Consider the following 24,588-nt stretch of genomic DNA (forward strand, 5'->3'; position numbering starts at 1 on the left):
GATTGCTTGTAATGACTTTTCGACATCACTTTATTTCTACACCTTCAACCTAGTCACGACCTTTCCCCATAATCCAAAAAATTACTATCTTTACCACACAAACAAACAACTGAATGGAATTTCAAAATACCCGCGAATTTGCAAAACAATTAGACGCACAAGACGAACTTTTTAAGTACCGTGACGAGTTTCATTTCCCAAGTATAAATGGCAAAAACGTCATTTATTTTACGGGAAATTCACTCGGATTACAACCCAAAAGAACCAAAGCCTACGTAGACGAAGTGATGAACGACTGGGCTCGCCTCGCCGTAGAAGGTCACTTTTATGCCGACAAACCTTGGTGGGATTACCACGAACGATTTGCCATTCCGTTAAGTGAAATCGTTGGAGCAAAACCATCCGAAATCACGGTGATGAATACGTTAACCGTCAACCTTCATTTAATGATGGTTTCCTTCTATCAACCCACCGAAAAAAAATATAAAATCATCTGCGAAGAAAAAGCATTTCCATCGGACCAATATATGTTTCAAAGTCAGGTGAAATTTCACGGTTACAACCCAAGCGATGCCATCATCGAAATCAAACGAAGAGAAGGCGAACACAACATCCGTCACGAAGATATTTTAGCCAAAATTGAAGAAGTAGGTGATGAATTAGCATTAGTCTTAATTGGCGGAGTAAACTATTACACCGGTCAAGTATTTGACATCAAAACCATCACACAAGCAGCACAAAAAACAGGTGCTTTTGTCGGCTGGGATTTAGCTCACGCTGCCGGAAACATCGAACTTCAATTACACGATTGGAATGTTGATTTCGCTTGTTGGTGCAGTTACAAATACATGAATTCCGGACCCGGAAATGTTTCAGGCTGTTTTATCCACGAAAAGCACCACGGCGATTTTGAATTGCAACGATTTGCCGGTTGGTGGGGACATAACAAAGAACGTCGTTTCAAAATGGAACCGCACTTTGAACCCGAATATGGAGCAAATGGTTGGCAAATCAGTAATTTACCCATCTTATCATTAGCACCTTATTTAGCATCTGCCGAAATGTTTGCCGAAGTAGGAATGACCAAATTAATCAAAAAAAGAAATCTTTTAACGGCTTATCTTGAATTCATCCTTCACGAAATCGACAACGAAATCGACGGAACCGAATTTGAAATCATCACACCACAAAACCAAGAAGAAAGAGCTTGTCAATTATCCGTTTATCTTCACGGACAAGGAAAAACTTTGTTTGACTATTTAATGACAAACGGCGTCATCACCGACTGGCGTGAACCCAACGTAATCCGTCTGGCTCCCGCACCATTCTACTGTTCTTTTGAAGACATGTATGAATTTGGACAAATCTTGAAGAAAGGAATTAGTAAATAGAATTTTAGATATTTGGATTGTCAGATTTTTAGATTTTTAGAAAATTCTGATAATCTGACAATCAAAAAATCGAACAATCCAACAATCAAAAAAAATATATGCACAGATACAAAGATTTAGAAATTTGGAAGTTAAGTAGAAAATTTTGTACACCCATTTACAAAGTGACTCAAAGTTTTCCCGAATCAGAAAGATTCGGATTAATAACTCAGTTAAGAAGAGCATCGATTTCAGTTCCTTCAAATATTGCGGAAGGCTCAGCAAAATCTTCAAACAAACATTTTTTAATTTTTTTAGAAAACGCTTTAGGTTCTTGTTATGAAATCGAAACACAATTATTAGTTTCAAATGATGTAGGATATTTAAATGATAATGATTTAAAAATTTTATCAGATGAACTTCACAAAATAACTTTAATGATTGCTAAATTTATGTCAACTTTGCGGTGAGAGAAGATAATTAGATTATTGGATTTTTAGATAATTAGATTCCTTGATTGTAGAATCTTTCTAAAAATCCAATAATCCAAAAATCGAACAATCTAAAAGTCGAACAATCCAACAATCGAACAATCGAACAATCCAACAAATGACTAAACAAGAAATCCTCAAAACCTTCGATCCAAGCCAACCGGGTTTGGCAGACGCAACCATTTTTGGCTTACCTTTTTCTATTGAAGATAGTGAAATAATCGTAATTCCTGTTCCGTGGGAAGTAACTGTTAGTTACGGTTCAGGTGCATCAAAAGGACCGGAAGCGATTTTAGAGGCTTCATTTCAAGTAGATTTAAACCACCAAGAATTTCCTGAATTATGGAAATTAGGAATCTTTTTAGATGAATCACCAAAAGGAATCAAAAAGAATTCAAAAAAATATAAAAAGAAAGCAGCTCCAATTATTGAAGCATTAGAAAGCGGAGCAATTTTAGATCATCATCCGGCTTTGCAAAAAAGTTTAGATAAAATCAATTATGCCTGTTCCGATATGGTGGAAGCCGTTCGTCAGAAAACATTGTATTGGTTAGACAGAGGGAAAAAGATTGTGCTTTTGGGCGGTGATCATAGCACACCACTTGGTTATTATCAAGCCTTAGCTGAAAAGCACGACAATTTCGGAATTCTACATTTAGATGCTCATATGGATTTCAGAATTGCCTACGAAGGTTTTACCTATTCGCACGCATCGATTATGTACAATGCATTACAAATTCCACATATTTCAAAAATTGTTCAGGTTGGAATTCGTGATTTTTGTGAACAAGAAGTTGATGTCGTGAAACAGCAAGGAAGCCGAGTAGTAGTGCACACCGATTCTGATTTGAAAAGAGAAACCTTTGAAGGTAAAACGTGGCAACAACAATGTGATCAAATCATAGCCGCTTTACCACAAAAAGTCTGCATTAGTTTTGATATTGATGGAATGTATCCTTGGTATTGTCCAAATACAGGAACTCCGGTTCCGGGCGGATTTTCATTTGAACAAGCTACTTATCTGTTAAGTCGTTTAGCAGAAACCGACAAAGAAATCATCGGATTCGATTTAGTAGAAGTCGCTCCCGGAGAAAATGATGATTGGGACGGAAACGTAGGTGCCCGAATGTTATTTCATATGTGCGGAGTGTTAGCTAAAAACAATAAAATGAATGTGGGAGAGAAAATCGTTTTTCCCAGAAATTAAAAATTTAAATCAAAAAAGAACCCCAAAATAGTGAAGAGCTACTTTGGGGTTTTTCTTTAAAAGCATCTTCTATAATTGAGTTTAAAAGTTAATGTTAAACTAAATTCAAAACTTTTTATTGGAGTTACTTACGTAAAATCGTAACTTTAATAGATTATTATCAATTTACATTTTGGTATTATTCTTGAATATTATTAAATAGTAACACTAAAAACAAAAATTATGCGATTCAAAAACTTAATTATACTAGCCTCTATTTCGGTTTTGTTCACGATGTGTGCACCAAGCCGTCCCGCCGTAGTTTCTCAGCCTGAACCACCGCCAATGTGGGGTCCCGTAGGATATGATGATGTTCGATATTATTATTTTCCTGATATGATGGTTTACTACGATGTTTACTCATCAATGTATATTTATCCGAGAGGAAACCGATGGGTAAGTGCTTATTATTTACCCAATCATTACGGACATTATGATTTATACAACACGTATAAAGTTGGACTTATGGATTATTATGGACCTTCACCTTATCATAATTTCAATATGCATAGACAACAATATGCAGTAGGAAATCAATGGCCAACACAAGCAACAATTGGGGTTAGAGGTCAAAGTGGTAATCATTATGCACCAACTCGACCACGAACGTCGTCTGCATCAGCTCAACCCACAAGAGGTTCATCAACCCAACAATCAAATGTTAGAGGTAATTCTACGCAACCAAATACGAGAGGAAACGATGCAGGTACACGATCAACTACTGCACCAGCAGTTAGAAATCCGTCAGATACAAGAGCACCGGCAACAACGCCAAGAGCAACACCAACGACTCCAAGAGCAACCCCTTCAACACCGAGAGTGGCTCCGGCAGAAACACGTTCGAGTACAAGATTGCCTCAGCCTGATGCTCGTGCAGTTCGAGAAAGAACACAGCAAATCAGACAGCAAAATAGATCCACAGCTCCTGCTCAAAGAAGCACTGGAACAACTACCCCCACTACAACAAGAGGTGGCGGTGGTAGAGGAAATTAAGACAAACTTATCGTTCAATACATTTTAATCAATAGACATTTCTAGTATATTTGTCTATTGATTTTTATTTTTATGAAACTTCTTAAAAAAATCTCACTTTCCGTTTTATTGATTTTGGTTCTAATTGCAGCTTTTATTTTGATTTACGGCTTTTATCTTAAACCAAAATACGATGGCGAAATTGCGTTGAATTCCATCCAAAAAGAAACGACAGTTTATTTTGATGACTACGGAGTTCCGCACATTTATGCTCAATCTCAAAAAGATGCAATGACAACTTTGGGTTATGTGCACGCTCAAGATCGATTGTGGCAAATGGAACTAATGCGAAGAATTGCACCGGGAAGATTATCTGAACTTTTTGGATCGGTGATGCTTAAAAACGACAAGTTTTTTGCTGGTTTAGGGATTGATGAAGATTCAGAAAAAGCAATTGCTCAATTGGACAAAAACAGCGAAAGTTATCAATTAACGTTGGCCTATTTGGGTGGAATTAATCAGTTTTTAGAAGAAGGTCCATCCCCAATAGAATTTCAATTAGTAGGTGTTCCGAAGGAAAAATTCACCATCAAGGATGTGTATAATATTTTTGGCTATATGTCCTTTAGTTTTGCGATGGCTCAAAAATCAGATCCATTAATGACCGATATTCGTGATGAATTGGGAATGGACTATCTCAAAGATTTTGGTATCGACGGCTCTTTGGCTCATACTAAACTAAAAAGCTTTAAAGGAAAATCGGAAGCGTATTCAGAAATCTCAAAATCGGTTGCTTCGTTATTGGAAAATTCTCCTGTTCCACCTTTCATTGGAAGTAACAGTTGGGTAGTTGGTCCTCAAAAAACCAAGAGTGGAAAAGTGTTGTTTGCCAATGATCCGCACATTGGTTTTTCGCAACCTTGCACTTGGTATGAAGCTCACATCGTGACACCCGATTATGAAATGTATGGTTATTACTTGGCCGGAACACCATTTCCGCTTTTAGGTCATAATCGTCAATATGCTTATGGATTAACGATGTTTGAAAATGATGATATGGATTTGTTTTTGGAAACGAATAATCCTGAAAATGAAAACCAATACCAAACAAAAGAAGGGTTTAACAATTATCAAATCATTGAAAAAGTCATCAAAGTAAAAGACAGTTCGGATGTGGTTTTAAAAGTCAAAAAAAGTCATCACGGTCCGTTACTAAATGGTTTGGTTGATGGGTTGAAAGAAGACAAACCCATTTCGATGTGGTGGACGTATTTGCAACATAAAAATCAAATTTTAGATGCCGTTTATTCACTTTGTCACGCAAAAAATGTAGAAGATTTTCATCAAAGTATTGAGTTAATTGCCGCTCCCGGATTAAATATTATGTATGGCGATGCAAAAGGAAATATTGCTTGGATAACTTCCGGAAAATTGTATAAAATGCCGGAAAATGTCAATCCGAATTTTATTTTAAATGGTGCAAACGGTGAAGATGAACAAAAAGAGTATTATGAGTTTTCTGAAAATCCGTATGCCATCAATCCTACTTGTAATTATGTGTATTCTGCCAACAATCAAGTAGAACCAATCGATGATTATTTATATCCGGGTTATTATCTTCCGGAAGATCGTGCGAAACGAATCGTTCAATTGCTCGAACCCAAAAATGATTGGACGAAAGAAGATTTTATGAAAATGATTAATGATGATCAATCGTCGGTCGCACCATCGATTGTGCAAAGCATTTTAAGCGGAATCAATCAAAACGATTTATCTGAAAATGAAAAAAATGCTTTAAATCAATTAAAAAATTGGAATGGAAGCAATGGTTTAACCGATGTCGCTCCAACAATTTACAATCAATTTCTGTTTTATTATCTCAAAAACACCTTTGAAGATGAATTAGGGAAAGACCGTTTTGATATTCTGTTGACTACACATCTTTTGAAACAAATGATTGCTTTTCAAATCGCGAATGAAGAGTCTCCTTGGTGGGATAATAGTTCCACGAAAGATAAAAAAGAATCAAGAAATGAAATTTTGACTCTTTCTTTCCAACAAACCATTTCGAATTTAGAAAAAAAATTAGGCAATCAAGTTTCAGGTTGGACATGGAATAAAGTACATACTGTGGAACACAAACATCCATTGGGTGAAGTCGCTGCTTTACGTAGTTATTTCAATGTTGGGCCTTTTGAAATCAATGGGTCGAACGAAGTCATCAATAATTTAATGTTTACGTTTACAGAAGCCGGAAACCATCAAGTTAAAGCCGGACCATCAACAAGAAGAATTATCGATTTTTCAGATATTCAAAATAGTGTGAGCATTCTTCCAACCGGACAATCGGGAAATCCGTTGAGCGAACATTACAAAAACCAAGCAGAACTATACAACCAAGGAAAATTTCGAAAAATGAAAATGAATAAAAAGGAGATTGAGGCGAGTTCACGAAAATTAGTTTTTAAACCGAGATAGTTATGGAAATTGATAAAGCTTTTCATTGTCAATTTTGCAGTCTTAAAAAATATGATTTTAAGATTGGGACTACTTGTGGTTTGACCAAAAAAGTTCCTGATTTTAATAAAACTTGTCCGGATATTAAATTCAAAAACCAAACACTAGAATCTCAGATTATTAAAATAAATGCAGATTTTGAACACAATAAGGATTCAAAATTCTGGGTTATATTAAATTTGATATTTTTTTCATTGGTGTTTTTTTTGTTGATTTTGAGTGGTTTTTTATTCGCAGAATATTTAGACAGTTTAGATTTTGCAAGTTCTCGTATTCGATTATATGTAATACCTATAGTATTTTTTGGTATTAGCTTTTTAGTTTTAAAGATTGCTGTTGGGCCATTTAATACTTATCGTAGAGATAACAAAATTTATGGTTTTGAAAAGAAAAGAATTGATTCATTTTTGTCTAAATATGGAATCAGTTATACATTAAACTTTAAAAGAAATAAGCGAATTGGTGAAAGTTTAGATATTGAATATGATTTTGAATTGACAAAATAAATAATTAGATTATATCCAAATTCTCTATAATATCTTTTGCCTTCATTTTAATCTCATACAATTCTTCCGCCGGAATTTTATTCAATAAATTCAACATCATCGCCATCCGTTGATTGTTTTTGAAATGCTCTTTTTTATCATCCAAAAAATTCCAATACAAACTATTGAACGGACACGCTTTTTTGCCTAATTTGTCTTTCACATTATAGTGACAACCACCACAATAATTACTCATTTTGTTGATGTAACTTCCTGAGGAAACATAAGGCTTAGTGGCCAAAATTCCACCATCGGCATATTGACTCATTCCACGCGTGTTGGGCATTTCCACCCATTCAATTGCATCTATGTAAACACCCAAATACCAAGCGTCCACTTGATCTGGATGCATTTGTGTAAGCAATGAAAAATTACCAATAATCATTAACCTTTGTATATGATGTGCATACGATTCCTCCAAACTTTGCGAAATGGAATGCTTCATACAATTCATTTTCGTATTTCCAGTCCAATAAAAAGAAGGTAATTGATTGTAATTTTCTAAGGAATTCATCTTGGAATAATTTGGCATTTCTTTCCAATAAATTCCACGAACATATTCTCGCCAACCCAAAATTTGTCGCACAAAACCTTCTACTTGGGAAAGGGTTATTTCATCTTCGTTTTGATAATAATAATTGACAACCTGTTCAATCACTTCCTTCGGTGAAAGCATTTTTGTATTCATCGCAAATGACAATCTCGAATGAAATAGGAATTTTTCTTCCGTGTGCATCGCATCTTCATAATCGCCAAAATGTTTTAGTAAATGATGACAGAAATAATCCAATTGTTCCAAACATTCTTCTCGCGTAGTAGGCCAGTTGAATTTTTCTGCATCAATTGAACCAAAGGTTTTGACATCCATTTTTTCTAATTGATGAAGAATTTCTTTCACATTTTTTGAAAATACTTTTGCATTCGGAATCGGAACTTCGCCTTTATACTTTTTTCGATTATCGTGATCAAAATTCCATTGATTCCCAATCGGATTATTTGCAACCATCAAAATGTCGTACTTTTTTCGCATCATTCGATAGAAATTTTCCATCAACAATAATTTCTTTCCTTGAAAAAATTCGGCTATTTCGGTTCTAGTTGTATAAAAATGTTCCGTGTCAAAAACTTCTGTTGGAATAGAAAGATTTTCACAAATTTGCTTCAATTGCTCATCTAACCGAAATTCATCCGGCAATTGATATTCAAATTTTTGAATAGAATATTGCTCGATAGTTTGTTGAATTAACACCTCTAAGTGTTGAGGATTGTTTGAATCATCAATCTCAAGGTAAACCACTTGATGATTCTTACTTTTCAAATCCGAAGCAAAATTCCGCATACTTAAAAAGAAAGCTACTACTTTTTGAATGTGATGTTTCACATAATCGGTTTCCTGACGCATTTCCGCCATTAGATAAATGACATTTTCATCGGTTTGTTGAAACCAAGAATGCTTGTGATTCAATTGATCACCGAGAAGAAATCGGAGTATTTTCATTTCAACCATAGTTTTTGATAGTCACCGTTCGCATCATACATTTCCGCTTGACGTTTGATGTTGAATTTTCGATCTCTCGGGTCATTACCAACACCGGAATTGTAAATCCAGTTGCCGTAATTAGAATGTACATCATAATCAATCAGCATACTTTCAAAATAAGCCGCTGCCACTCGCCAATCTTGTTTCCATTCTTTTGCCCAAAAACTCGCCACATTTTGTCTTCCGCGATTACTTATAAATCCGGTTTGTTGTAATTCAATCATATTGGCATTCACAAAAGGTTCTTTGGTAGTGCCGTTTTTCCATTGTTCAAACGCTTTTGAATGGAAATTCCAATCGTATTTTTTACCCAAAATGCCATCGAGTTGGAATATTTTATTTCCATGTTTTAGCGAAATGTATTTAAAATAATCTCGCCAAATCAATTCGAAAATCAACCAATACGTATCTTCATTTTTACAAATTTCTTTTTCGTATCGTTGAACTTCCCAATAAATGGTTCGGGCAGAAATACTTCCATTCGCTAACCAAGCGGAAAGTTTCGAACTGTATTCGGCTCCAATTAATCCGTTTCGGGTTTGTTTGTATTTGGATAAAATTTCTGTTTCAAAAAAGTAATTTTCTAATCGTTTTATCGCACTTGATTCGCCACCATGAAAAGGAAAAGCGGAATTGGGATGAATTTCAAAACTTTCCAAACCTAAAACTTCCAACGTTAAATGGAATGAATTTGGTTCAATCCAATTGGAATTCGGCAATTGATCAATCGAAACACTTGGTCTGACTTTCACAGAAGCTTCACAATTTTTTCTGAAAACAGTAAAAACCTCCGGAATTTCTTTAAAATTTAAATAAGGAATATCATCCGGATGAAACAAAAATTGGTCATAAGTTTCTACCCATTTAACATTTGAATTTTGACTTTTGAGTTTGATATTGATATTGACCTCCTCACTTGTCCATTCCTTTTGAACAAATACAGTTGAAATTTCATATTCTTCAATCAATTTCGGAATTGTATCTTCCGGTTTTCCATAAAAAACAAAGAGTGGGATATTTTTTTCTTTTAACGAATGATAAAGTTCAAAAACAGTTTCCAATAAAAATTGAGCTCTAAATTTTTCAGTTTTTTTGAAACCATATTTCGTTTCTTCAAAATGTCGCGGATCAAAACAATAAACAGCCAAAACATTCCCTTCTTTTTGACAAGCTTTGAAGAGAGAAGTATTGTCGTTTACTCGTAAATCATTTCGAAACCAGACTAGATTGTTCATTTTTTTATGGTGATGGGTTATTGGTAATGGGTAAAAGGTATTTGAAAACTGAAAACTGTGACTGCGACTAAGACTGAAAACTTCCTACTCCTTACTCCCAACTTTATTCCTCCTACATTTCTCACTACAATACAAAACTTCCTCCCAATTCTTCTCCCATTTTTTTCGCCAGGAAAAAGGTAGTCCACACGTTTTGCAAATTTTTTCTGGGAGATTTACTTTTTTGTGAGCCATTTTTATAGGATTGATTTGGTTGGAATATTTGGCCGAGCATATTCAAATCGGTCAACCAACTTTGGAACGCAATAAGCATCTAAACCATTAATCGACACCACATTCTCTAAATCTAATCGTAACCAATTTTCAGCCTGAATCAAATTTTCTTTTATGAAAAGTTGTTCAATCGAAGCAATAATATGAATCGTTCCGTTCTCTTTAATTTCATATTCGTTGAGGTATTTGCATAAAATTTGCACAGGACTTCCTTTAACAAAAGGAATGGTAATACCATCATGATATTCTTCTTCCAAATTGGTTTTGTCAAATTCGGAAACAGTTTCATCATAACTTGCCGAACTATGGTGAGCATCAACAATCATCGATTCGGTGACATGATTGACTGTAAAATAACCCAAATCTTTGATGTTTTTGTACGTATTTCTCGGAACAGTCGTTGGGCGAAGAATAAAACCCAAAAGTGCAGGATCACTTCCTAAATGTGTAATGCTACTAAAAATGGCCACATTTGAAATACCTTCAATAGTTTTTGTCACAATTAAATTGGCCGATTTATAACCCGTGCAACTATTAATTAAATTCAATCGTGGAATTTTGGGAAGATTTTGAATCGTTTCTTTTGATAATTCAATCATAAAAGCAATTTTTTTCAAAGATAGTTTTTGTTTAATTAAAATCAATATAAGTTAAACAAAAATTTAATCTAGACTAAAAAAACCGTGGGTTGTAATTATTTAATTCAAAATTTTAATGGATATCATACCACGAATTCTCGAATTTTAAAATATGCAAACGTAATAATTTGTTCATCTTTGATGAAAATTCGAATTAAATCGAATAATTATTCCAAAAAATTAGTGAATTAGTGGCAAAATCATTTCAAAATTTAATTACACCTAACGGGTTAAAATATATTTTTCTTAAAACTGAAAAATCCTATTATAATCCTTATTTTTGTATTTGAATTTTTGATATTCATTCATGCAAACTCCTCAAAAAATTGCCGTTGTTGGTTCCGGATTGGTTGGAACTTTATTGGCAATATACCTCAAAAAATTAGGTCATACTGTTCACGTTTTTGATCGAAGTCCTGATATTCGAACAGTTGAATTTTCAGGTCGTTCCATCAATTTAGTGATGTCAAATCGAGGTTGGAAAGCGTTGGATGATATTGGCTTGACCGAAGAAATTAAAAAAATCGGAATTCCCGTTGATAAAAGAGCAATTCATCTTCAAGATTCAAAACTTACTTATCAATATTATGGTAAAGAGGGCGAAGCGATTTATTCACTTTCCAGAGGTGTTTTAAATAGGAAAATGATTGATTTGGCTGAAGCTGCCGGAGTTGAATTCTTTTTTGAACATCGCATTTGGGATGTTTCATTATCTGATGCTACATTACACATTGGTGAAACTGAAAGAGGTGAGTGGACCGATTTAAAATACGATAAAGTCTTTGGTGCCGATGGTGCTTTTTCGAGAATTCGCCACCGCATGCAACGCCAAAGTATGTTTAATTATTCGCAGGAATTTTTAAATATTGGTTACAAAGAATTGCATATTCCTTCCAATCCGGATAGCTCGCATAAAATTGATAAAAATTCGCTACACATTTGGCCTCGTGGTAATTTTATGTTGATGGCTTTGGCCAATTTGGACGGGTCATTTACCTGTACGCTGTTTATGCCTTTTGAAGCAGAAAATTCGTTTGAAAGTTTGAAAGACGAAAAATCGTTGGTAGATTTCTTTGCTGAATTTTTTCCGGACACTAAAGAAGTAATTCCCGATTTAGTTCGAGATTTCTTCAAAAACCCTACGAGTTATTTGGTGATGATGAAATGTTTTCCTTGGACACATGCCGATAAAGTTGCCTTGATTGGAGATTCTGCTCATGCAATCGTACCTTTTTACGGTCACGGAATGAATGCCGGTTTTGAAGATATTACCGTTTTAAATGAGATGATTGCTCAATACGGTGACGATTGGGAAGCCATTTTCAAAGCGTATGAGAAATCCCGAAAACCCAATGCTGATGCGATTGCCGAACTTTCCTATCGTAACTTTATGGAAATGAGTGCCAAAACGGCTGATGAGAAATTCTTATTGCAAAAGAAAATTGAAAAATGGTTTTCCGATAAACATCCCGAAAAATGGATGCCACTTTACAGTCGGGTAACGTTCAGTCTGCAACCTTATTCAGAAGCTCTTGCCATTGGTGATTTCCAAAATAAAATTATGGAAGAGGTGATGCAGATGGAAAATATTGAAGAAAAATGGGATAGTAAAGAAGTGGAAGAGAAGATTATTCAGCTTCTTCAATCAAATCGGTAAATCAAATTCTTTTAAAATCATACGGAATTTCTACTATATTTGTTAGTAACCAAACCACTAGCACATGGAAGTTTTTTTATTGATGATCGTTCTCGTTTTATTAGTTGCCATAATTTCCAATATCAATTCGAAATTTAAAGCTTCGCAAGACAATCTTAACAAAGTATTGCATAAAGTAGAACAACTTCAAAAGCAACTTCAATCTTTTCAAGGAAAAGAAGTGGTTTCATCAAAACAAGAAGTGATTCCTCCAAAAATAGAAATTCCTACTCCAATAATTGAAACGGAAATTCCAAAAGTAGTTCAGGAAGTCAAAGAAACGATTCCAACACCAAAACTAGAAAAGCCAAAAGAACCGGAAGTAGTTGCTTTTCAAAGAAAAGAAGAATCAAAGCCAACTTTTGTTCCTCAAAAATCATGGTTTGAAAATTTCAAAGAAAAAAATCCGGACATCGAAAAGTTCATTGGAGAGAATCTAATTAACAAAATTGGAATTTTAATTTTAGTTCTCGGCATCAGCTTTTTTGTAAAATATGCTATCGATAAAGATTGGATTAATGAACCTGCTCGCGTTGGAATCGGAATTTTGTGCGGTTCGTTATTAATGGGAATTGCTCATAAACTCAAGAAAAATTATAGTGCGTTTAGTTCTGTAATTGTTGCCGGAGCAATCAGTGTTTTTTATTTTACCATTGCCATCGCTTTTCACGAATATCAATTGTTTAGCCAAACAGTTGCTTTTGTAATCATGGTGGTTATCACGGCTTTTAGTGCTATTGTTTCTGTTTCTTATAATCGTCAGGAATTAGCCGTTCTCACATTAATCGGTGGTTTTGCAGTTCCTTTTATGGTGAGTACAGGCGAAGGAAATTATGTGGTTTTATTTACGTATATCGCCATTTTAAATATTGGAATTTTAGGAATTGCCTACTTTAAAAAGTGGAAGATTGTTTCTATTTTATCGTTTGTGTTTACGTATTTATTATTCACTTCTTGGCACACAAAGGAACTTTTTGCCAATTCGTTACCAAACAAAGGAGCTTTACTTTTTGCATCGTTGTTTTATTTTATTTTCAGCATTCAATTAGTGCTGAATAACATTAGAAATAAAGGCAATTTTTCAATAATTGAATACGTTATTTTAATTGCCAATAATTTTGTTTTCTTCGGATTAGGGATGGGAATTATTCACAATTGGGGAATTGATTTAAAAGGATTGTTCACATTAATTTTGGCAATTTATAATTTAATTTATGCTTCAATTTTATACAGAAAATTTGGTTTAGAAAAAAATACAATTTATTTGTTAATCGGACTCACACTTACTTTTGCTACACTCACAATTCCATTGCAATTTGAAGGAAATCAAATCACGTTGTTTTGGGCAGCCGAAGCTGTTTTGTTGTTTTGGTTATCTCAAAAATCAAAAATCAATTCGTTTAAAATTGGAGCTGTTTTAGTACAAGGTCTAGCCCTTCTTAGTTTGATTATGGATTGGGAAATTCACTATAACTTTTACAATGAAGAAAAGTTAAGCATTATTTTGAATCCAATATTTATTACCGGAATTTTTGTTTTTGGCTCTTTATTAGTAACCCTATTTTTACTGAAAAAAGAAACCGAAAATTCATCTATTTTTTCATTTACATTTAATCCAAATCTTTATAGAAATATACTAATTTGGATTTCAGTTGTGGTAATTTATTTTGTTGGAATGTTTGAAATTAATTATCATTCCATAAATTCATTTTCAAATTATTACAGTGCTCAATCGCTTCCTTTAGCATATCATTTTGTGTTTTCAGCCTTGTTGGTTTATTTCAGTTTGAAAACTAAAAATAGCATCGCAATCAAAACAACAACTATTTTAGCAATCGTTAATGTGGTGTTTTATGTGATTTTATATTATGCTATTCCATCCAAAGAATATGCAGAAGGATTATATGCAAAATTCAATTCAAGCATTGCTTTTTATTTACATTACATCATTTTGTTATGCTTGATTTATTTTGTCATAGTTCTTGCTAAACAGATTAAAGGTGAAGCCGTATTTGGAATTTTAAAATCGAAATTTGCAACTTGGGTTTTAGTTTTTTGTGGCGTTTATATTTTGAGTAATGAATTAATTGTGCACAGTTTATTTTTTACAGACAGAAACGAATTGATAAGTGATGTGAATAAGAAAATGATTCAAGCAAATTATCCAACAGATAATTATTACAGTAGTGTTCTTTATGATGATGAAATAGATAGAATTAAAAGACAAGTAATCAAAATTGGTTATCCGGTTTTATGGGGAACTTTGTCTTTTGTTATTTTAATTATTGGGATTCGAAGAAATTGGAAACAGCTGCGAATTATTGCCCTTTCGTTATTAGGAATAACAATTCTAAAACTGTTTATTTATGATATTAATAATGTTTCAGAAACCGGAAAAATCATCGCATTCATCTTATTAGGTGTGCTAATTTTGATCATTTCTTTTGTTTATCAAAAAATCAAAAAATTAGTTGTCGATGATTCAAACATAAATTAAGCCATTGATGAAAAATAAATTCGCTTTTTTATTGATTTTAATAGCATTTCAAGGATTTGCTCAAAACTATACCGGAACACTTTCTACCATAAATCAAGATGGTTTGCATTTAATTTTATTGAATCCGGATGTGCGTTCGGCGACAAATTCCAACACTAATTTTTTCAGAATTTTGGATGAAAATAAAAATGAAGTTGCCTTTGTAAATTACAAACCAAAAAATGAAAATAAGTTAGATTTTATTGAACTGCCGATTATTTCAAAGCAAATTTTGAACGATTCCTTAACATCGATTCAAGTTGAAAATAAGAGTGAACGCTCATTAAATAGTTTGGTGGTTGTTATTGCTAATACTTCGGTTATAAAAAACTACAACGTGAGCGGAAGTAATGATGGAGAAAATTGGTTTGGATTAGTTCAAAATCAACAATTGAGTAATTTGAATAGCGAAAAGGAAAAGCAAGTTGAAAAAACAATTTCATTTCCATTGAACAATTATTCTTTTTTGCGAATTGATTTTTCTGATAAGAAATCGTTGCCAATTAATGTGATGAAAGTCGGCCTTTATCAATCGGAAATAAATTATGTAAATCAACTTGAATTAACCGATTTTACACAAAAAATCATTTCAAACAAAGAAAAAAAGAAAACACAAATCACCATTCGTTTTCAATCGCCACAAGTAATTTCGAAAATCAATTTTGATATTCGTTCTGATTTGTATTTTAGAAATGCCAGAATTCTGGTAAATAAATCTCGAAAAGTCAAGAAACGAACCGAAAATTATCAAGAAGAAATCAGCTCGTTTGTGCTGAATTCTAAAACCAATAATCAATTTGTATTAGATGATTTTTTTGAAAAGGAATTCATCATAGAAGTTGATAATCAAGACAATCAACCCTTAGAAATCAATAAAATTTCATTTTTTCAATCACCTGAATACGTGTTGGCAAATCTAAAAACTACAGAGAATTACACAGTAATTATTGACTCAACTCTTTCTAAACCCAATTATGATTTACAAAATTTTGAATTTGATAACAGCAAAGAGTTGAACGTGCTTACGATTGAAAATTTAAAAAAATCAACAAAAGAAAAAGCACAAAGCCAAGAGCAAAAATTTTGGCAAACCAAATGGTTTTTATGGACTTGTATCGCAATTGGAGGTTTGGCTGTGATTTATTTTGCTTTGGGAATGTTGAAAGATATGAAAGAAAAATAGTTTATTCTTCCCGATGCACTTTCTCAAAATCAAATGCCGGTTGGCAAATGGCAATGTATTCACATACTTCATCAAACGGATTGGAATATTGAACACGGGTGTTTTTCTCAATTTTGATGGATTGACCGGCTTCTAAAACAATTACTTCATCTTCAATGATAAATTGCTTTTTTCCTTTAATGATATAAGTATATTCGTCAAATTCTGGTGTTTGAAATGGTTCACTCCAATTTGGCGGTGCAATCATGTGAGCAATGGAAATTTCACTATTGCCATCAGAAGCTTTACCAAAATGTTCTTCGATTAGTTTTCCGTCTGTTGTTGGAACAATGAATGGTGATTTTTGGATGTGATATTTTTTCATAAAGTCTATTCTCTAATTTCTTTCCTCTTTCTTCTATTTCCTAAAAATAAAATAAACCGCCAACACCAAAAAGCACATCCCCACAAAATGATTCCATTTAAACGTTTCAGTTTTAAAGAAAAGCATTGAAAAGATGACGAAAATAACCAATGTAATCACTTCCTGAATGACTTTTAATTGTAATAATGAAAACGGCCCACCATTTCCTTCATAACCAATTCTATTCGCCGGAACTTGAAAAAAATATTCAAACAAAGCCAATCCCCAACTGATTAGTACAATCGTAATCAGTCCGGCATTTTCAAACCATTTCAAATCTCTAAATTTCAAATGACCATACCACGCCAATGTCATAAAGATGTTGGAAAGTATGAGTAATCCTATGGTGAGAAATCCTTTCATTTTTAGGGTAATAGGTTATAGCTAATGGGTAAAAGGAATAGATTTGGAATTCACCAATTACCTATTACCCTTTACCCATTACCTTTTACTTCTTAAACATTTTACTCAAAATCCCCAAAGCACCTCTTATAAAAGTAGCACTCGTCAACACTTTAACAACCGGATTTTGAGCCGTGCTTCTTCGGGTTGAAGTTGTTCGAGTTGGAGCTTGTTTTGCTTGTCTATCAGCTTCTTTTTGCTTTGCTACTTCTTCAGCTTTTTTAGCAGCTTGTTCTTCCGCAGCAGTAATTTTCTTATCTAAAATTTCAAAAGCACTTTCCCTGTCAATTTCTTCGTTGTATTTTTTGGCTAATTTTGAAACTGAAATTAAACTATCAATTTCTTGTGAAGTTAATACATCCATTCGACTCATTGGTGCTCGAAGCATTGTGGCAACAAGTGGAGTCGGAATCCCTTTTTCATTTAAAGCTGTGACAAATGCTTCTCCAATTCCGAGTTGCGTAATCACTTCATCGGTTTTGTAATAATCGGATAACGGATAATTCTCAGACGTCATTTTAATCGCTTTCCGATCGTTTGCTGTGAAAGCTCTCAACGCGTGTTGGATTTTTAAACCTAACTGACTCAACACTCCAGCCGGAATATCTTGTGGATTTTGCGTGATAAAATAAATACCAATTCCTTTGGAACGAATCAATTTTACGATAGTTTCAATCTGATCTTGTAACGCTTTACTGGCTTGGTCAAAAATCAAATGAGCTTCGTCAATAAAAATCACTAATTCCGGTCGTCCAGCATCGCCTTGTTCGGGCATAGTGCTATAGATTTCCGCCAGTAAACTCAACATGAACGTTGAAAATAGTTTCGGTTTATCTTGAATATCAGTCAATCGAATGATGTTCACATAACCATTTCCATTTTTGTCAATTCGCATTAAATCATCAATATCAAACGATAATTCGCCAAAAAACACATCCGCTCCTTGTTGTTCTAGTTCGATGATTTTTCGTAAAATCGAACCGGTAGAAGAAGTGGAAATTCTGCCATATTCTTTTTCAATTTCCGCTTTTCCTTCTTCTGTAATATATTGTAAAACTTTTTTAAAATCTTTTAAATCCAAAAGTGGTAAATGATGATCGTCGCAATATTTAAAAATTACAGCTACAACGCCACCTTGAGTATCATTCAAATCTAAAATTCTAGAGAATAAAACCGGACCAAATTCAGAGACAGTGGCTCGTAAGCGAACACCATTTTGTTTAGAAATCGTCATCAATTCCACCGGAAAACTTTTGGTTTCGTAACCTAAATTGATTTTTCCATGTCGTTCAGTGATAAAAGGTTGTTCAACTCCCGGCATTGCAATTCCGGAAAAGTCACCTTTAATATCCATCATCAACACAGGAATTCCGTTTTGAGAGAGTTGTTCCGAAAGTACTTGGATGGTTTTGGTTTTACCCGTTCCGGTTGCTCCGGCAATTAACCCGTGACGGTTCAAGGTTTTTAGAGCAATGTTTACGTGGGCTTCACCACCAACGGGAAGACCGTCTAACATGGCTCCGCCAAGCGTTATAAAATCACCTTTGCAGGCATATCCGTTTATAATGTGATTACTGAATTCTTCGGCTTTACTCATGATGTTAAGATTTATATTTCAAATGTACTAAAAGGAAATGATACAGAAAATAACATTTTAAAAAAGCATCATTTTTCGAAAATCTAATCATCCAAAAATCTAACAATCTAAAAATAGAACAATCCAAAAAACCAATTCCCTATCTTTGCAAACTTATTTAATTGAAAAATGCTTCAAAAAGAAATACAATTGGCTGTAGAAAAAGGAGAAATGCTTCCGTTAATGGAAGAATTTTACACCATTCAAGGCGAAGGCTATCATACCGGAACAGCAGCATATTTCATCAGAATTGGCGGTTGTGATGTGGGTTGCCATTGGTGTGATGTAAAAGAAAGTTGGAACGCAGAACTTCATCCGCCCACGGAAACAGATATTATTGTTTCAAATGCTAAAAAATATTCGGATACGGTGGTTATAACTGGTGGCGAACCGCTTACTTGGGATATGAATTCGTTAACCGAGAAACTCAAAAATGCCGGTATAAAAATTCACATTGAAACATCCGGATGTTATCCTGTAACCGGAAAATGGGATTGGTTTTGTCTTTCACCAAAGAAAAATAAATTACCCGTTCAAAGTGCGTATGATATGGCAAATGAATTAAAAGTCATCATTTACAACAAACACGATTTTATTTTTGCCGAAGAACAAGCAGCTCAAGTAAACCCCAATGCAATCTTGTTTTTACAACCGGAATGGAGTAAAAAAGAGGAAATGACGCCGTTAATTGTTGATTATGTTATGAAAAATCCAAAATGGAGAGTATCTTTACAAACACATAAATATTTGAATATTCCTTAAAATTATTTTATAAATCAAAACAGAAAAATTATGAAAAAAGCAGTTTTAACTTTTGCACTTTTATTGATTACAACGATTGGGTTATCTCAAGAAGCGTTTAAAAAAGACGTGGTTAATTATCTTGAAGTTAGTGGTCAATCAAACACATTCAAAATGATTACAAAAGATTTGGTAAATAATATCCCTGAAGCAAAAAAAGCCGAATTTCAAAAAGAATTAGATGCCTCTATCAATGATTTAATGAGTAAAATGGCTGATATGTATATGTCTGAATTTACTCATGATGAAATTAAAACTTTACTTAAATTCTATGAATCTCCTGTTGGAAAAAAATTAACTGATAAAACAGAGGTGCTATACACAAAAGGTCAAACAGTTGGTCAAGAGTGGGGAATGGGATTGCAAACGATGATGATGAAATATATGCAATAATTTTTTTTCAAAAAAAATAGTAATCCCAATGAATTCATTTATTGGGATTTTTTTTATGCTAATCTCGCCAAATAATCAAAATGCTCACCTTCCATTATTAATTCACAAGACAATCCGTTGGCTACAGCAGCGTTTTGTAATGTATTGTAATCAATATACATCCAATCAAAAGGCTTTTCAGTTTCACCTTTATATGAAACTTTAAATTCTACTTCGCCATAATATTCAGAATCGCCGGGAATCCATTTTCCACCATCTTCATCGTCATCAAACATATAAATGATGTCGGAACTATCAACCAAAATCTGACCATTTTCAGTCAACAAACTTTTTAGTTTCAGTAGAAATTTAGTGATGTTTTTCAATCTTCCGCACATTCCGGCACCGTTCATCAAAAGTAAAATAGTATCAAATTTTTCGTTTTCCAATGTCATGACATCTTGTATTTTTACTTTTTTTAAACCTCGCAGTTCACACGCTTTGATAGCATTTGGCGAAATATCAATCGAAACCACATCAAAGCCGTTTTGTTGTAAATAAAGTGAATGACTTCCGGCACCGCAGCCCACATCCAGAATTTTTCCTTTGGAAAGTTCCAATGCTTTTTGTTCAATTTTAGGCATTTCATCAAAATCACGAAACAAATAAGCGACACTCATTTCATCCGATTCAGAAATGGATGTTTCGGTGATTAAATCCTGCGGATTATTTCCGGTTTGATAATCTAAAATGGCTTTTCCAAAAAGATCTTTCATTTATTTTGTTTAAAGTTTCAGGTTTCAGGTTTCAAGTTCACTAATTTTGCAGTTCAACTTTAAACTTTAAACTTGAAACCACATTTAAACGAACTCGGGAAACTTGCCAAAGATAAGCATATCGAAAACAAAAAGTATTTTGATAAGTTAAAAAAGAAAACGCCCAAAAATTTAGATTATGTGATGCAAGATTTGCACGAAGCAGAATTTAAAAAAACCGATTGTTTAGATTGTGCCAATTGCTGCAAAACTACCGGACCGCTTTTTACTTCGGCTGATATTGAACGAATTTCAAAACATTTCCGACAAAAACCACAGCAATTCATCGATCAGTACTTGCGAATTGATGAGGAGAATGATTATGTCTTAAAATCAGTTCCGTGTACGTTTTTAGAAAGCGATAATAAATGTTTTATTTATGATGTTCGTCCAAAAGCTTGTCGAGAATTCCCACACACCGACCGAAAAAAGTTCAATCAAATTACTGATTTAACTCTGTTAAACGTGGCAATTTGTCCAGCGGCTTATAATATTGTAGAACGAATGAAGGAGAAATTGCCTCTCTAATTGATAGCTTTTACGAAATCTACTTCAAACAAAACCCACGGTTTTAACCGTGGGATAGTCAAAAGGTATCTTTAATAAATCAAATATTTCTCCCTCACTTTTATAAATTCATTCAACCCTTTCTCCCAACTCTTCCTAATCTCTACCTCAGAAACCCCTTTCTCAATTTGCTCCTGTAATTTTTTTGTTCCGGCCAATTTCACAAAAAACGAATTAAAAAACGCCTTTTTATCAGAAGTTGAATTATAAGATTTAATCAACCATTTCAATTCCAAACGATTTACTTTTTGAATATTACTCAAATTTTCACCATAGCAAAGCTTGCCATTATGCATCGGATCTTTTGCTCCCAAATTAGGTTTTGGCGTAAAACTAAAATCAGTTTTAGCCAAAAAAGGGGAACCATAAATCTGAAATTGTTTTTCCGTTCCGCGACCAACGCTCACATTCGTTCCTTCAAAAAAACACAAACTCGCATACAAATTAATCGATTGATCATTAGGTAAATTCGGCGATGGTTTAATTGGTAAACTATAAGCCATTTTGTGTTTATAATTCAAACAAGGAATAACAGTCAAATTACATTGAATACCATCTTTCAACCATTTTTCACCATTGATCATTTTGGCATATTCACCAATTGTCATGCCGTGTAAAACCGGAATAGGATGCATGCCAACAAAACTTGTAAATTCTTTTTCCAAAATCGGTCCGTCAACAATACCGCCATTCGGATTCGGTCGGTCTAAAACAATCAGAGGAATATTATTTTCCGCACAAGCTTCCATCACATAATGCAAAGAAGATATATAGGTATAAAATCTCGCACCAACGTCCTGCAAATCAAAAACCATCACATCAATTCCTTTTAATTGCTCCGGTTTTGGTTTTTTATTATCACCATAAAGCGAAATAATCGGCAATCCGGTTTTAGTATCTTTTCCGTCTTTAATTAATTCTCCCGCATCGGCAGTTCCTCTGAAACCGTGTTCGGGAGCATAAATTTTTTGAACTTGAATTTTTTTATCAATAAAAAAATCAACGATTGATGTCTGCGTTATTTTTACTCCTTTGTCACTTCTTGTATTGGTGTTATTTTTTACTTCAATAAACTCCTTAAAAATTATAATCCCCGTCTGATTGGTCACCACGCCAACGTTCTTACCAAACAATAAAGGCAAATAAGCATCATAATTTTCCGCACCTGTCTTAAATTCCGCCAATGTTTCATTATCATTAACAACGGAAACTTCGTTTTTCTTTTCTCTTTCATCTACATTAACTTCTCTTTGGTCTATTTTCTTATTTCCTCCGCAACAAATCAACAAACAAATTAAACCCAACCACAAAAAATAATATTTCATAATAAAATTGTTTAATAAAAACTCAGCATCTCAGCTACTCAGCATCTCAGCCACTCAAAAAAAAACTATATTTGCATCAAATCCAATCCCATTGAAATTAGAATATTTCATAGCAAAAAGATTAACTACCGCAAAACACCATAAAAGTAGTATATCCAAACCAATAATAAAAATTGCAATCACCGCCATTGCAATCGGAATCATTATGATGATTGTTTCCGTGGCAACCGGTTTGGGTTTACAACAAAAAATACGCCAAAAAGTTTCGGCTTTCAACGGACACATTATTGTTTCTAATTTCGATGACAATCAATCTGAAGTCAGCAAAGTACCCGTTTCAACAAAACAAGACTTCTATCCCGAGTTCAAATCAGTTAAAGGAATCAATCACATTCAAGCTGTAGCCAGCAAAGCCGGAATCATTCGAACCGAAAAATCCTTCGAAGGAGTCATCTTCAAAGGTGTCGGGAGCGATTACAAATGGGATAATATAAATGAATACATAGTCGAAGGAAATATCCCAAACGTAAAAGACCAATTAAATCCCGAAGTACTCATTTCTCAGTATTTGGCCAACCGACTTTTTCTAAAAGTAGGCGATAAATTCAATACCTTCTTCATGAAAGAAGACAGCAACGAAATGCCAAACCTTCGCGTTTTTACCATTACCGGAATATACAACTCCGGATTTCAAGAATTCGATGCTACTTATATATTAGGAGACATTCGTCACGTACAACGAATCAATAAATGGCAACCGGACGAAGTAGGAGCCTTCGAAATATTCATAGACGATTTCAATAAAATAGAACAAAAAGGAGAAGAAGTCTACGAACAAACCTCCTATATGCTCGATAGCAAAACCATCATCGAAAAATACTATTTCATTTTCGAATGGCTACAACTATTTGATTTCAACATCCTCGTCATCCTTGTCATCATGATCGTCGTGGCAACAATCAACATGGTCGTAGCACTCTTAGTCCTTATTCTCGAACGCACCCAAATGATCGGAATCCTCAAAGCACTTGGAGCAAACAATTGGACCGTCAGAAAAATATTTCTCTACAACGCATTCCACATCATCCTTCGCGGATTACTTTGGGGCAATGCCATTGCAATAACTTTAATGCTCATTCAACAACAATTCGGAATCGTAAAGCTAAACCCTGAAAACTATTACGTAAGCGAAGCACCGGTCTATTTCAATTGGTTCTACATCATCTTACTCAACCTCGGAACAATTATAGTCAGTTTAATAGTCTTATTAATTCCGTCCTATATCATCACCAAAATATCCCCTGTAAAAGCAATCCGTTTCGATTAATTTATTAGAAGCTAATCCCGCTTTCCATTCCAAGCTTGTTTGTCTTGTTGTTTTTTTCTAAGGTAAAAAAAGAGCTTCCTTTGGTCGCTTTTTTTCGCCAAGAAAAAATACAACAATCCTTCACAAGGCTTTCCATTCCAATCGGGGCTAGGGAAGCAGTGGTCAGAAAGCAGTTCTCAGTCGCAGTCACAGTTTTGTCATTCCGCAAGAAGACGAAGTCGAAATAGGACACGAGCGATAGCGAACTGGCGAAGCAATCTCCCGCCTTGGCGGACAAAACTTGAAACCTGAAACCCCAAAGTAAAAAAACTTTCAATTCTTTTCCCTTCACAACCAACACATTAAAAAAAACTTTCAAAAAGAGTTTAAAAAAGATTTGGAAAGCCCAAAAAGAGTACTACTTTTGCACCCGCATTCAGAGCGACGTTCTAGAGTAAATTGAAGTTAAAAAAAATCTGTAAAAAGATTTGGTAGGAGAGAGAAAAGAGTAGTATCTTTGCCCTCCACAAACGACAAAACTGGGATTAGAAAAAGCAAAAAAAAGAAAAATAAATTTTTTTTTCGAAAAGCTTGCCTAATCAAAAAGAAGTTGTACTTTTGCACCCGCTTTGAGAGATAAGCGAACAAAACAAGAAGACACGTTCATAGACATATTGAATTGACAGCACGATTAGACAGTAATGTTTAGTCGAAAAAAA

At 34.0% G+C, this 24,588-nt stretch carries 22 protein-coding genes; 13 read left to right on the forward strand and 9 right to left on the reverse strand.

Annotated elements, in window-relative coordinates; translation table 11 throughout:
- Positions 1-113 precede the first annotated feature (113 nt).
- The 6 genes from kynU to B4N66_RS01775 all read left to right on the forward strand — a co-directional run bounded on the left by kynU (position 114) and on the right by B4N66_RS01775 (position 7,102).
- Positions 114-1,391, forward strand: a complete 1,278-nt coding sequence (kynU, locus tag B4N66_RS01750; protein WP_291092021.1) for a kynureninase — start codon at positions 114-116, stop codon at positions 1,389-1,391.
- A 98-nt stretch (positions 1,392-1,489) separates the two neighbouring features.
- Positions 1,490-1,840: a four helix bundle protein gene (locus B4N66_RS01755; RefSeq protein ID WP_248435282.1), complete on the forward strand. Its 351-nt coding sequence runs from the start codon at positions 1,490-1,492 to the stop codon at positions 1,838-1,840.
- A 139-nt stretch (positions 1,841-1,979) separates the two neighbouring features.
- A complete protein-coding gene (locus B4N66_RS01760; RefSeq protein ID WP_291092022.1) occupies positions 1,980-3,068 on the forward strand; it encodes an agmatinase family protein in 1,089 nt (362 codons plus the stop codon).
- 222 nt (positions 3,069-3,290) lie between these two features.
- Positions 3,291-4,100, forward strand: coding sequence for a hypothetical protein (locus B4N66_RS01765; RefSeq protein ID WP_291092023.1), 810 nt, complete (start codon positions 3,291-3,293; stop codon positions 4,098-4,100).
- Positions 4,101-4,172: 72 nt separating this feature from the next.
- On the forward strand, positions 4,173-6,557 hold the full coding sequence (locus B4N66_RS01770; RefSeq protein WP_291092024.1) for a penicillin acylase family protein: 2,385 nt from the start codon (positions 4,173-4,175) through the stop codon (positions 6,555-6,557).
- A 2-nt stretch (positions 6,558-6,559) separates the two neighbouring features.
- Entirely contained in the window at positions 6,560-7,102 is a 543-nt protein-coding gene (locus B4N66_RS01775) for a hypothetical protein (protein ID WP_291092025.1), read from the forward strand.
- A 4-nt stretch (positions 7,103-7,106) separates the two neighbouring features.
- Here the strand turns inward: B4N66_RS01775 and B4N66_RS01780 are convergent, their stop codons facing one another.
- The 4 genes from B4N66_RS01780 to B4N66_RS01795 form a co-directional block, all read right to left on the reverse strand.
- On the reverse strand, positions 7,107-8,639 hold the full coding sequence (locus B4N66_RS01780; protein ID WP_291092026.1) for a cryptochrome/photolyase family protein: 1,533 nt from the start codon (positions 8,637-8,639) through the stop codon (positions 7,107-7,109).
- A complete protein-coding gene (locus B4N66_RS01785) occupies positions 8,636-9,916 on the reverse strand; it encodes a DASH family cryptochrome (protein ID WP_291092027.1) in 1,281 nt (426 codons plus the stop codon). The genes B4N66_RS01780 and B4N66_RS01785 overlap by 4 nt, the downstream gene beginning before the upstream one ends.
- Before the next feature lie 84 nt (positions 9,917-10,000).
- The gene (locus tag B4N66_RS01790; protein WP_291092028.1) at positions 10,001-10,150 is read right to left on the reverse strand and encodes a DUF2256 domain-containing protein; all 150 of its coding nucleotides are present in this window, start codon (positions 10,148-10,150) and stop codon (positions 10,001-10,003) included.
- 2 nt (positions 10,151-10,152) lie between these two features.
- Positions 10,153-10,788 carry a flavin reductase family protein gene (locus B4N66_RS01795; protein WP_188361325.1) on the reverse strand — a complete coding sequence of 212 codons (636 nt, stop codon included), beginning with the start codon at positions 10,786-10,788 and terminating at the stop codon, positions 10,153-10,155.
- Positions 10,789-11,134: 346 nt separating this feature from the next.
- On the opposite strand from B4N66_RS01795, the gene B4N66_RS01800 reads away from it, so the two are divergent.
- The 3 genes from B4N66_RS01800 to B4N66_RS01810 all read left to right on the forward strand — a co-directional run bounded on the left by B4N66_RS01800 (position 11,135) and on the right by B4N66_RS01810 (position 16,242).
- The gene (locus B4N66_RS01800; RefSeq protein ID WP_291092029.1) at positions 11,135-12,484 is read left to right on the forward strand and encodes an FAD-dependent oxidoreductase; all 1,350 of its coding nucleotides are present in this window, start codon (positions 11,135-11,137) and stop codon (positions 12,482-12,484) included.
- A 64-nt stretch (positions 12,485-12,548) separates the two neighbouring features.
- Positions 12,549-15,020: a DUF2339 domain-containing protein gene (locus B4N66_RS01805; protein WP_291092030.1), complete on the forward strand. Its 2,472-nt coding sequence runs from the start codon at positions 12,549-12,551 to the stop codon at positions 15,018-15,020.
- 7 nt (positions 15,021-15,027) lie between these two features.
- A complete protein-coding gene (locus B4N66_RS01810) occupies positions 15,028-16,242 on the forward strand; it encodes a DUF3999 family protein (protein ID WP_291092031.1) in 1,215 nt (404 codons plus the stop codon).
- 1 nt (position 16,243) lies between these two features.
- Here B4N66_RS01810 and B4N66_RS01815 read toward each other — a convergent pair whose 3' ends face one another.
- The 3 genes from B4N66_RS01815 to B4N66_RS01825 all read right to left on the reverse strand — a co-directional run bounded on the left by B4N66_RS01815 (position 16,244) and on the right by B4N66_RS01825 (position 18,644).
- Entirely contained in the window at positions 16,244-16,606 is a 363-nt protein-coding gene (locus B4N66_RS01815) for a cupin domain-containing protein (protein WP_291092032.1), read from the reverse strand.
- Between the two features lie 33 nt (positions 16,607-16,639).
- Complete coding sequence (locus tag B4N66_RS01820; protein WP_291092033.1) at positions 16,640-17,008, reverse strand: DMT family protein; 369 nt, start codon at positions 17,006-17,008, stop codon at positions 16,640-16,642.
- 85 nt (positions 17,009-17,093) lie between these two features.
- Positions 17,094-18,644, reverse strand: a complete 1,551-nt coding sequence (locus B4N66_RS01825) for a helicase HerA-like domain-containing protein (protein WP_291092034.1) — start codon at positions 18,642-18,644, stop codon at positions 17,094-17,096.
- A gap of 168 nt (positions 18,645-18,812) precedes the next feature.
- Between B4N66_RS01825 and B4N66_RS01830 the strand changes: the two genes are divergently transcribed.
- Complete coding sequence (locus B4N66_RS01830; RefSeq protein WP_291092035.1) at positions 18,813-19,445, forward strand: 7-carboxy-7-deazaguanine synthase QueE; 633 nt, start codon at positions 18,813-18,815, stop codon at positions 19,443-19,445.
- Between the two features lie 30 nt (positions 19,446-19,475).
- Positions 19,476-19,877 (forward strand): DUF2059 domain-containing protein, encoded by a 402-nt coding sequence (locus B4N66_RS01835; RefSeq protein WP_291092036.1) that lies wholly within the window; start codon positions 19,476-19,478, stop codon positions 19,875-19,877.
- 53 nt (positions 19,878-19,930) lie between these two features.
- Here the strand turns inward: B4N66_RS01835 and B4N66_RS01840 are convergent, their stop codons facing one another.
- Positions 19,931-20,632, reverse strand: coding sequence for a class I SAM-dependent methyltransferase (locus B4N66_RS01840; RefSeq protein WP_291092037.1), 702 nt, complete (start codon positions 20,630-20,632; stop codon positions 19,931-19,933).
- Positions 20,633-20,704: 72 nt separating this feature from the next.
- On the opposite strand from B4N66_RS01840, the gene B4N66_RS01845 reads away from it, so the two are divergent.
- On the forward strand, positions 20,705-21,199 hold the full coding sequence (locus B4N66_RS01845; protein WP_291092038.1) for a YkgJ family cysteine cluster protein: 495 nt from the start codon (positions 20,705-20,707) through the stop codon (positions 21,197-21,199).
- 71 nt (positions 21,200-21,270) lie between these two features.
- On the opposite strand, the gene B4N66_RS01850 is transcribed toward B4N66_RS01845, so the two are convergent.
- A complete protein-coding gene (locus B4N66_RS01850; protein ID WP_291092039.1) occupies positions 21,271-22,563 on the reverse strand; it encodes an exo-beta-N-acetylmuramidase NamZ family protein in 1,293 nt (430 codons plus the stop codon).
- A gap of 91 nt (positions 22,564-22,654) precedes the next feature.
- Here B4N66_RS01850 and B4N66_RS01855 point away from each other — a divergent pair, with 91 nt between their 5' ends.
- Entirely contained in the window at positions 22,655-23,890 is a 1,236-nt protein-coding gene (locus tag B4N66_RS01855; protein ID WP_291092040.1) for an ABC transporter permease, read from the forward strand.
- The last annotated feature ends 698 nt before the right edge of the window (positions 23,891-24,588 follow it).

The sequence above is a fragment of the Flavobacterium sp. UBA2787 genome (genome assembly GCA_002352205.1).
Lineage (GTDB): Bacteria > Bacteroidota > Bacteroidia > Flavobacteriales > Flavobacteriaceae > Flavobacterium.

Bases quoted from the DNA above. Each gene is read 5' to 3' on its own strand.
- B4N66_RS01820 (WP_291092033.1), bottom strand. From the start codon at position 17,008: ATGAAAGGATTTCTCACCATAGGATTACTCATACTTTCCAACATCTTT.
- B4N66_RS01760 (WP_291092022.1), top strand. From the start codon at position 1,980: ATGACTAAACAAGAAATCCTCAAAACCTTCGATCCAAGCCAACCGGGT.
- B4N66_RS01810 (WP_291092031.1), top strand. From the start codon at position 15,028: ATGAAAAATAAATTCGCTTTTTTATTGATTTTAATAGCATTTCAAGGA.
- B4N66_RS01765 (WP_291092023.1), top strand. From the start codon at position 3,291: ATGCGATTCAAAAACTTAATTATACTAGCCTCTATTTCGGTTTTGTTC.
- B4N66_RS01800 (WP_291092029.1), top strand. From the start codon at position 11,135: ATGCAAACTCCTCAAAAAATTGCCGTTGTTGGTTCCGGATTGGTTGGA.
- B4N66_RS01805 (WP_291092030.1), top strand. From the start codon at position 12,549: ATGGAAGTTTTTTTATTGATGATCGTTCTCGTTTTATTAGTTGCCATA.
- B4N66_RS01770 (WP_291092024.1), top strand. From the start codon at position 4,173: ATGAAACTTCTTAAAAAAATCTCACTTTCCGTTTTATTGATTTTGGTT.
- B4N66_RS01835 (WP_291092036.1), top strand. From the start codon at position 19,476: ATGAAAAAAGCAGTTTTAACTTTTGCACTTTTATTGATTACAACGATT.
- B4N66_RS01790 (WP_291092028.1), bottom strand. From the start codon at position 10,150: ATGGCTCACAAAAAAGTAAATCTCCCAGAAAAAATTTGCAAAACGTGT.
- B4N66_RS01755 (WP_248435282.1), top strand. From the start codon at position 1,490: ATGCACAGATACAAAGATTTAGAAATTTGGAAGTTAAGTAGAAAATTT.
- B4N66_RS01780 (WP_291092026.1), bottom strand. From the start codon at position 8,639: ATGAAAATACTCCGATTTCTTCTCGGTGATCAATTGAATCACAAGCAT.
- B4N66_RS01775 (WP_291092025.1), top strand. From the start codon at position 6,560: ATGGAAATTGATAAAGCTTTTCATTGTCAATTTTGCAGTCTTAAAAAA.
- B4N66_RS01795 (WP_188361325.1), bottom strand. From the start codon at position 10,788: ATGATTGAATTATCAAAAGAAACGATTCAAAATCTTCCCAAAATTCCA.
- B4N66_RS01815 (WP_291092032.1), bottom strand. From the start codon at position 16,606: ATGAAAAAATATCACATCCAAAAATCACCATTCATTGTTCCAACAACA.
- kynU (WP_291092021.1), top strand. From the start codon at position 114: ATGGAATTTCAAAATACCCGCGAATTTGCAAAACAATTAGACGCACAA.
- B4N66_RS01785 (WP_291092027.1), bottom strand. From the start codon at position 9,916: ATGAACAATCTAGTCTGGTTTCGAAATGATTTACGAGTAAACGACAAT.
- B4N66_RS01850 (WP_291092039.1), bottom strand. From the start codon at position 22,563: ATGAAATATTATTTTTTGTGGTTGGGTTTAATTTGTTTGTTGATTTGT.
- B4N66_RS01830 (WP_291092035.1), top strand. From the start codon at position 18,813: ATGCTTCAAAAAGAAATACAATTGGCTGTAGAAAAAGGAGAAATGCTT.
- B4N66_RS01840 (WP_291092037.1), bottom strand. From the start codon at position 20,632: ATGAAAGATCTTTTTGGAAAAGCCATTTTAGATTATCAAACCGGAAAT.
- B4N66_RS01825 (WP_291092034.1), bottom strand. From the start codon at position 18,644: ATGAGTAAAGCCGAAGAATTCAGTAATCACATTATAAACGGATATGCC.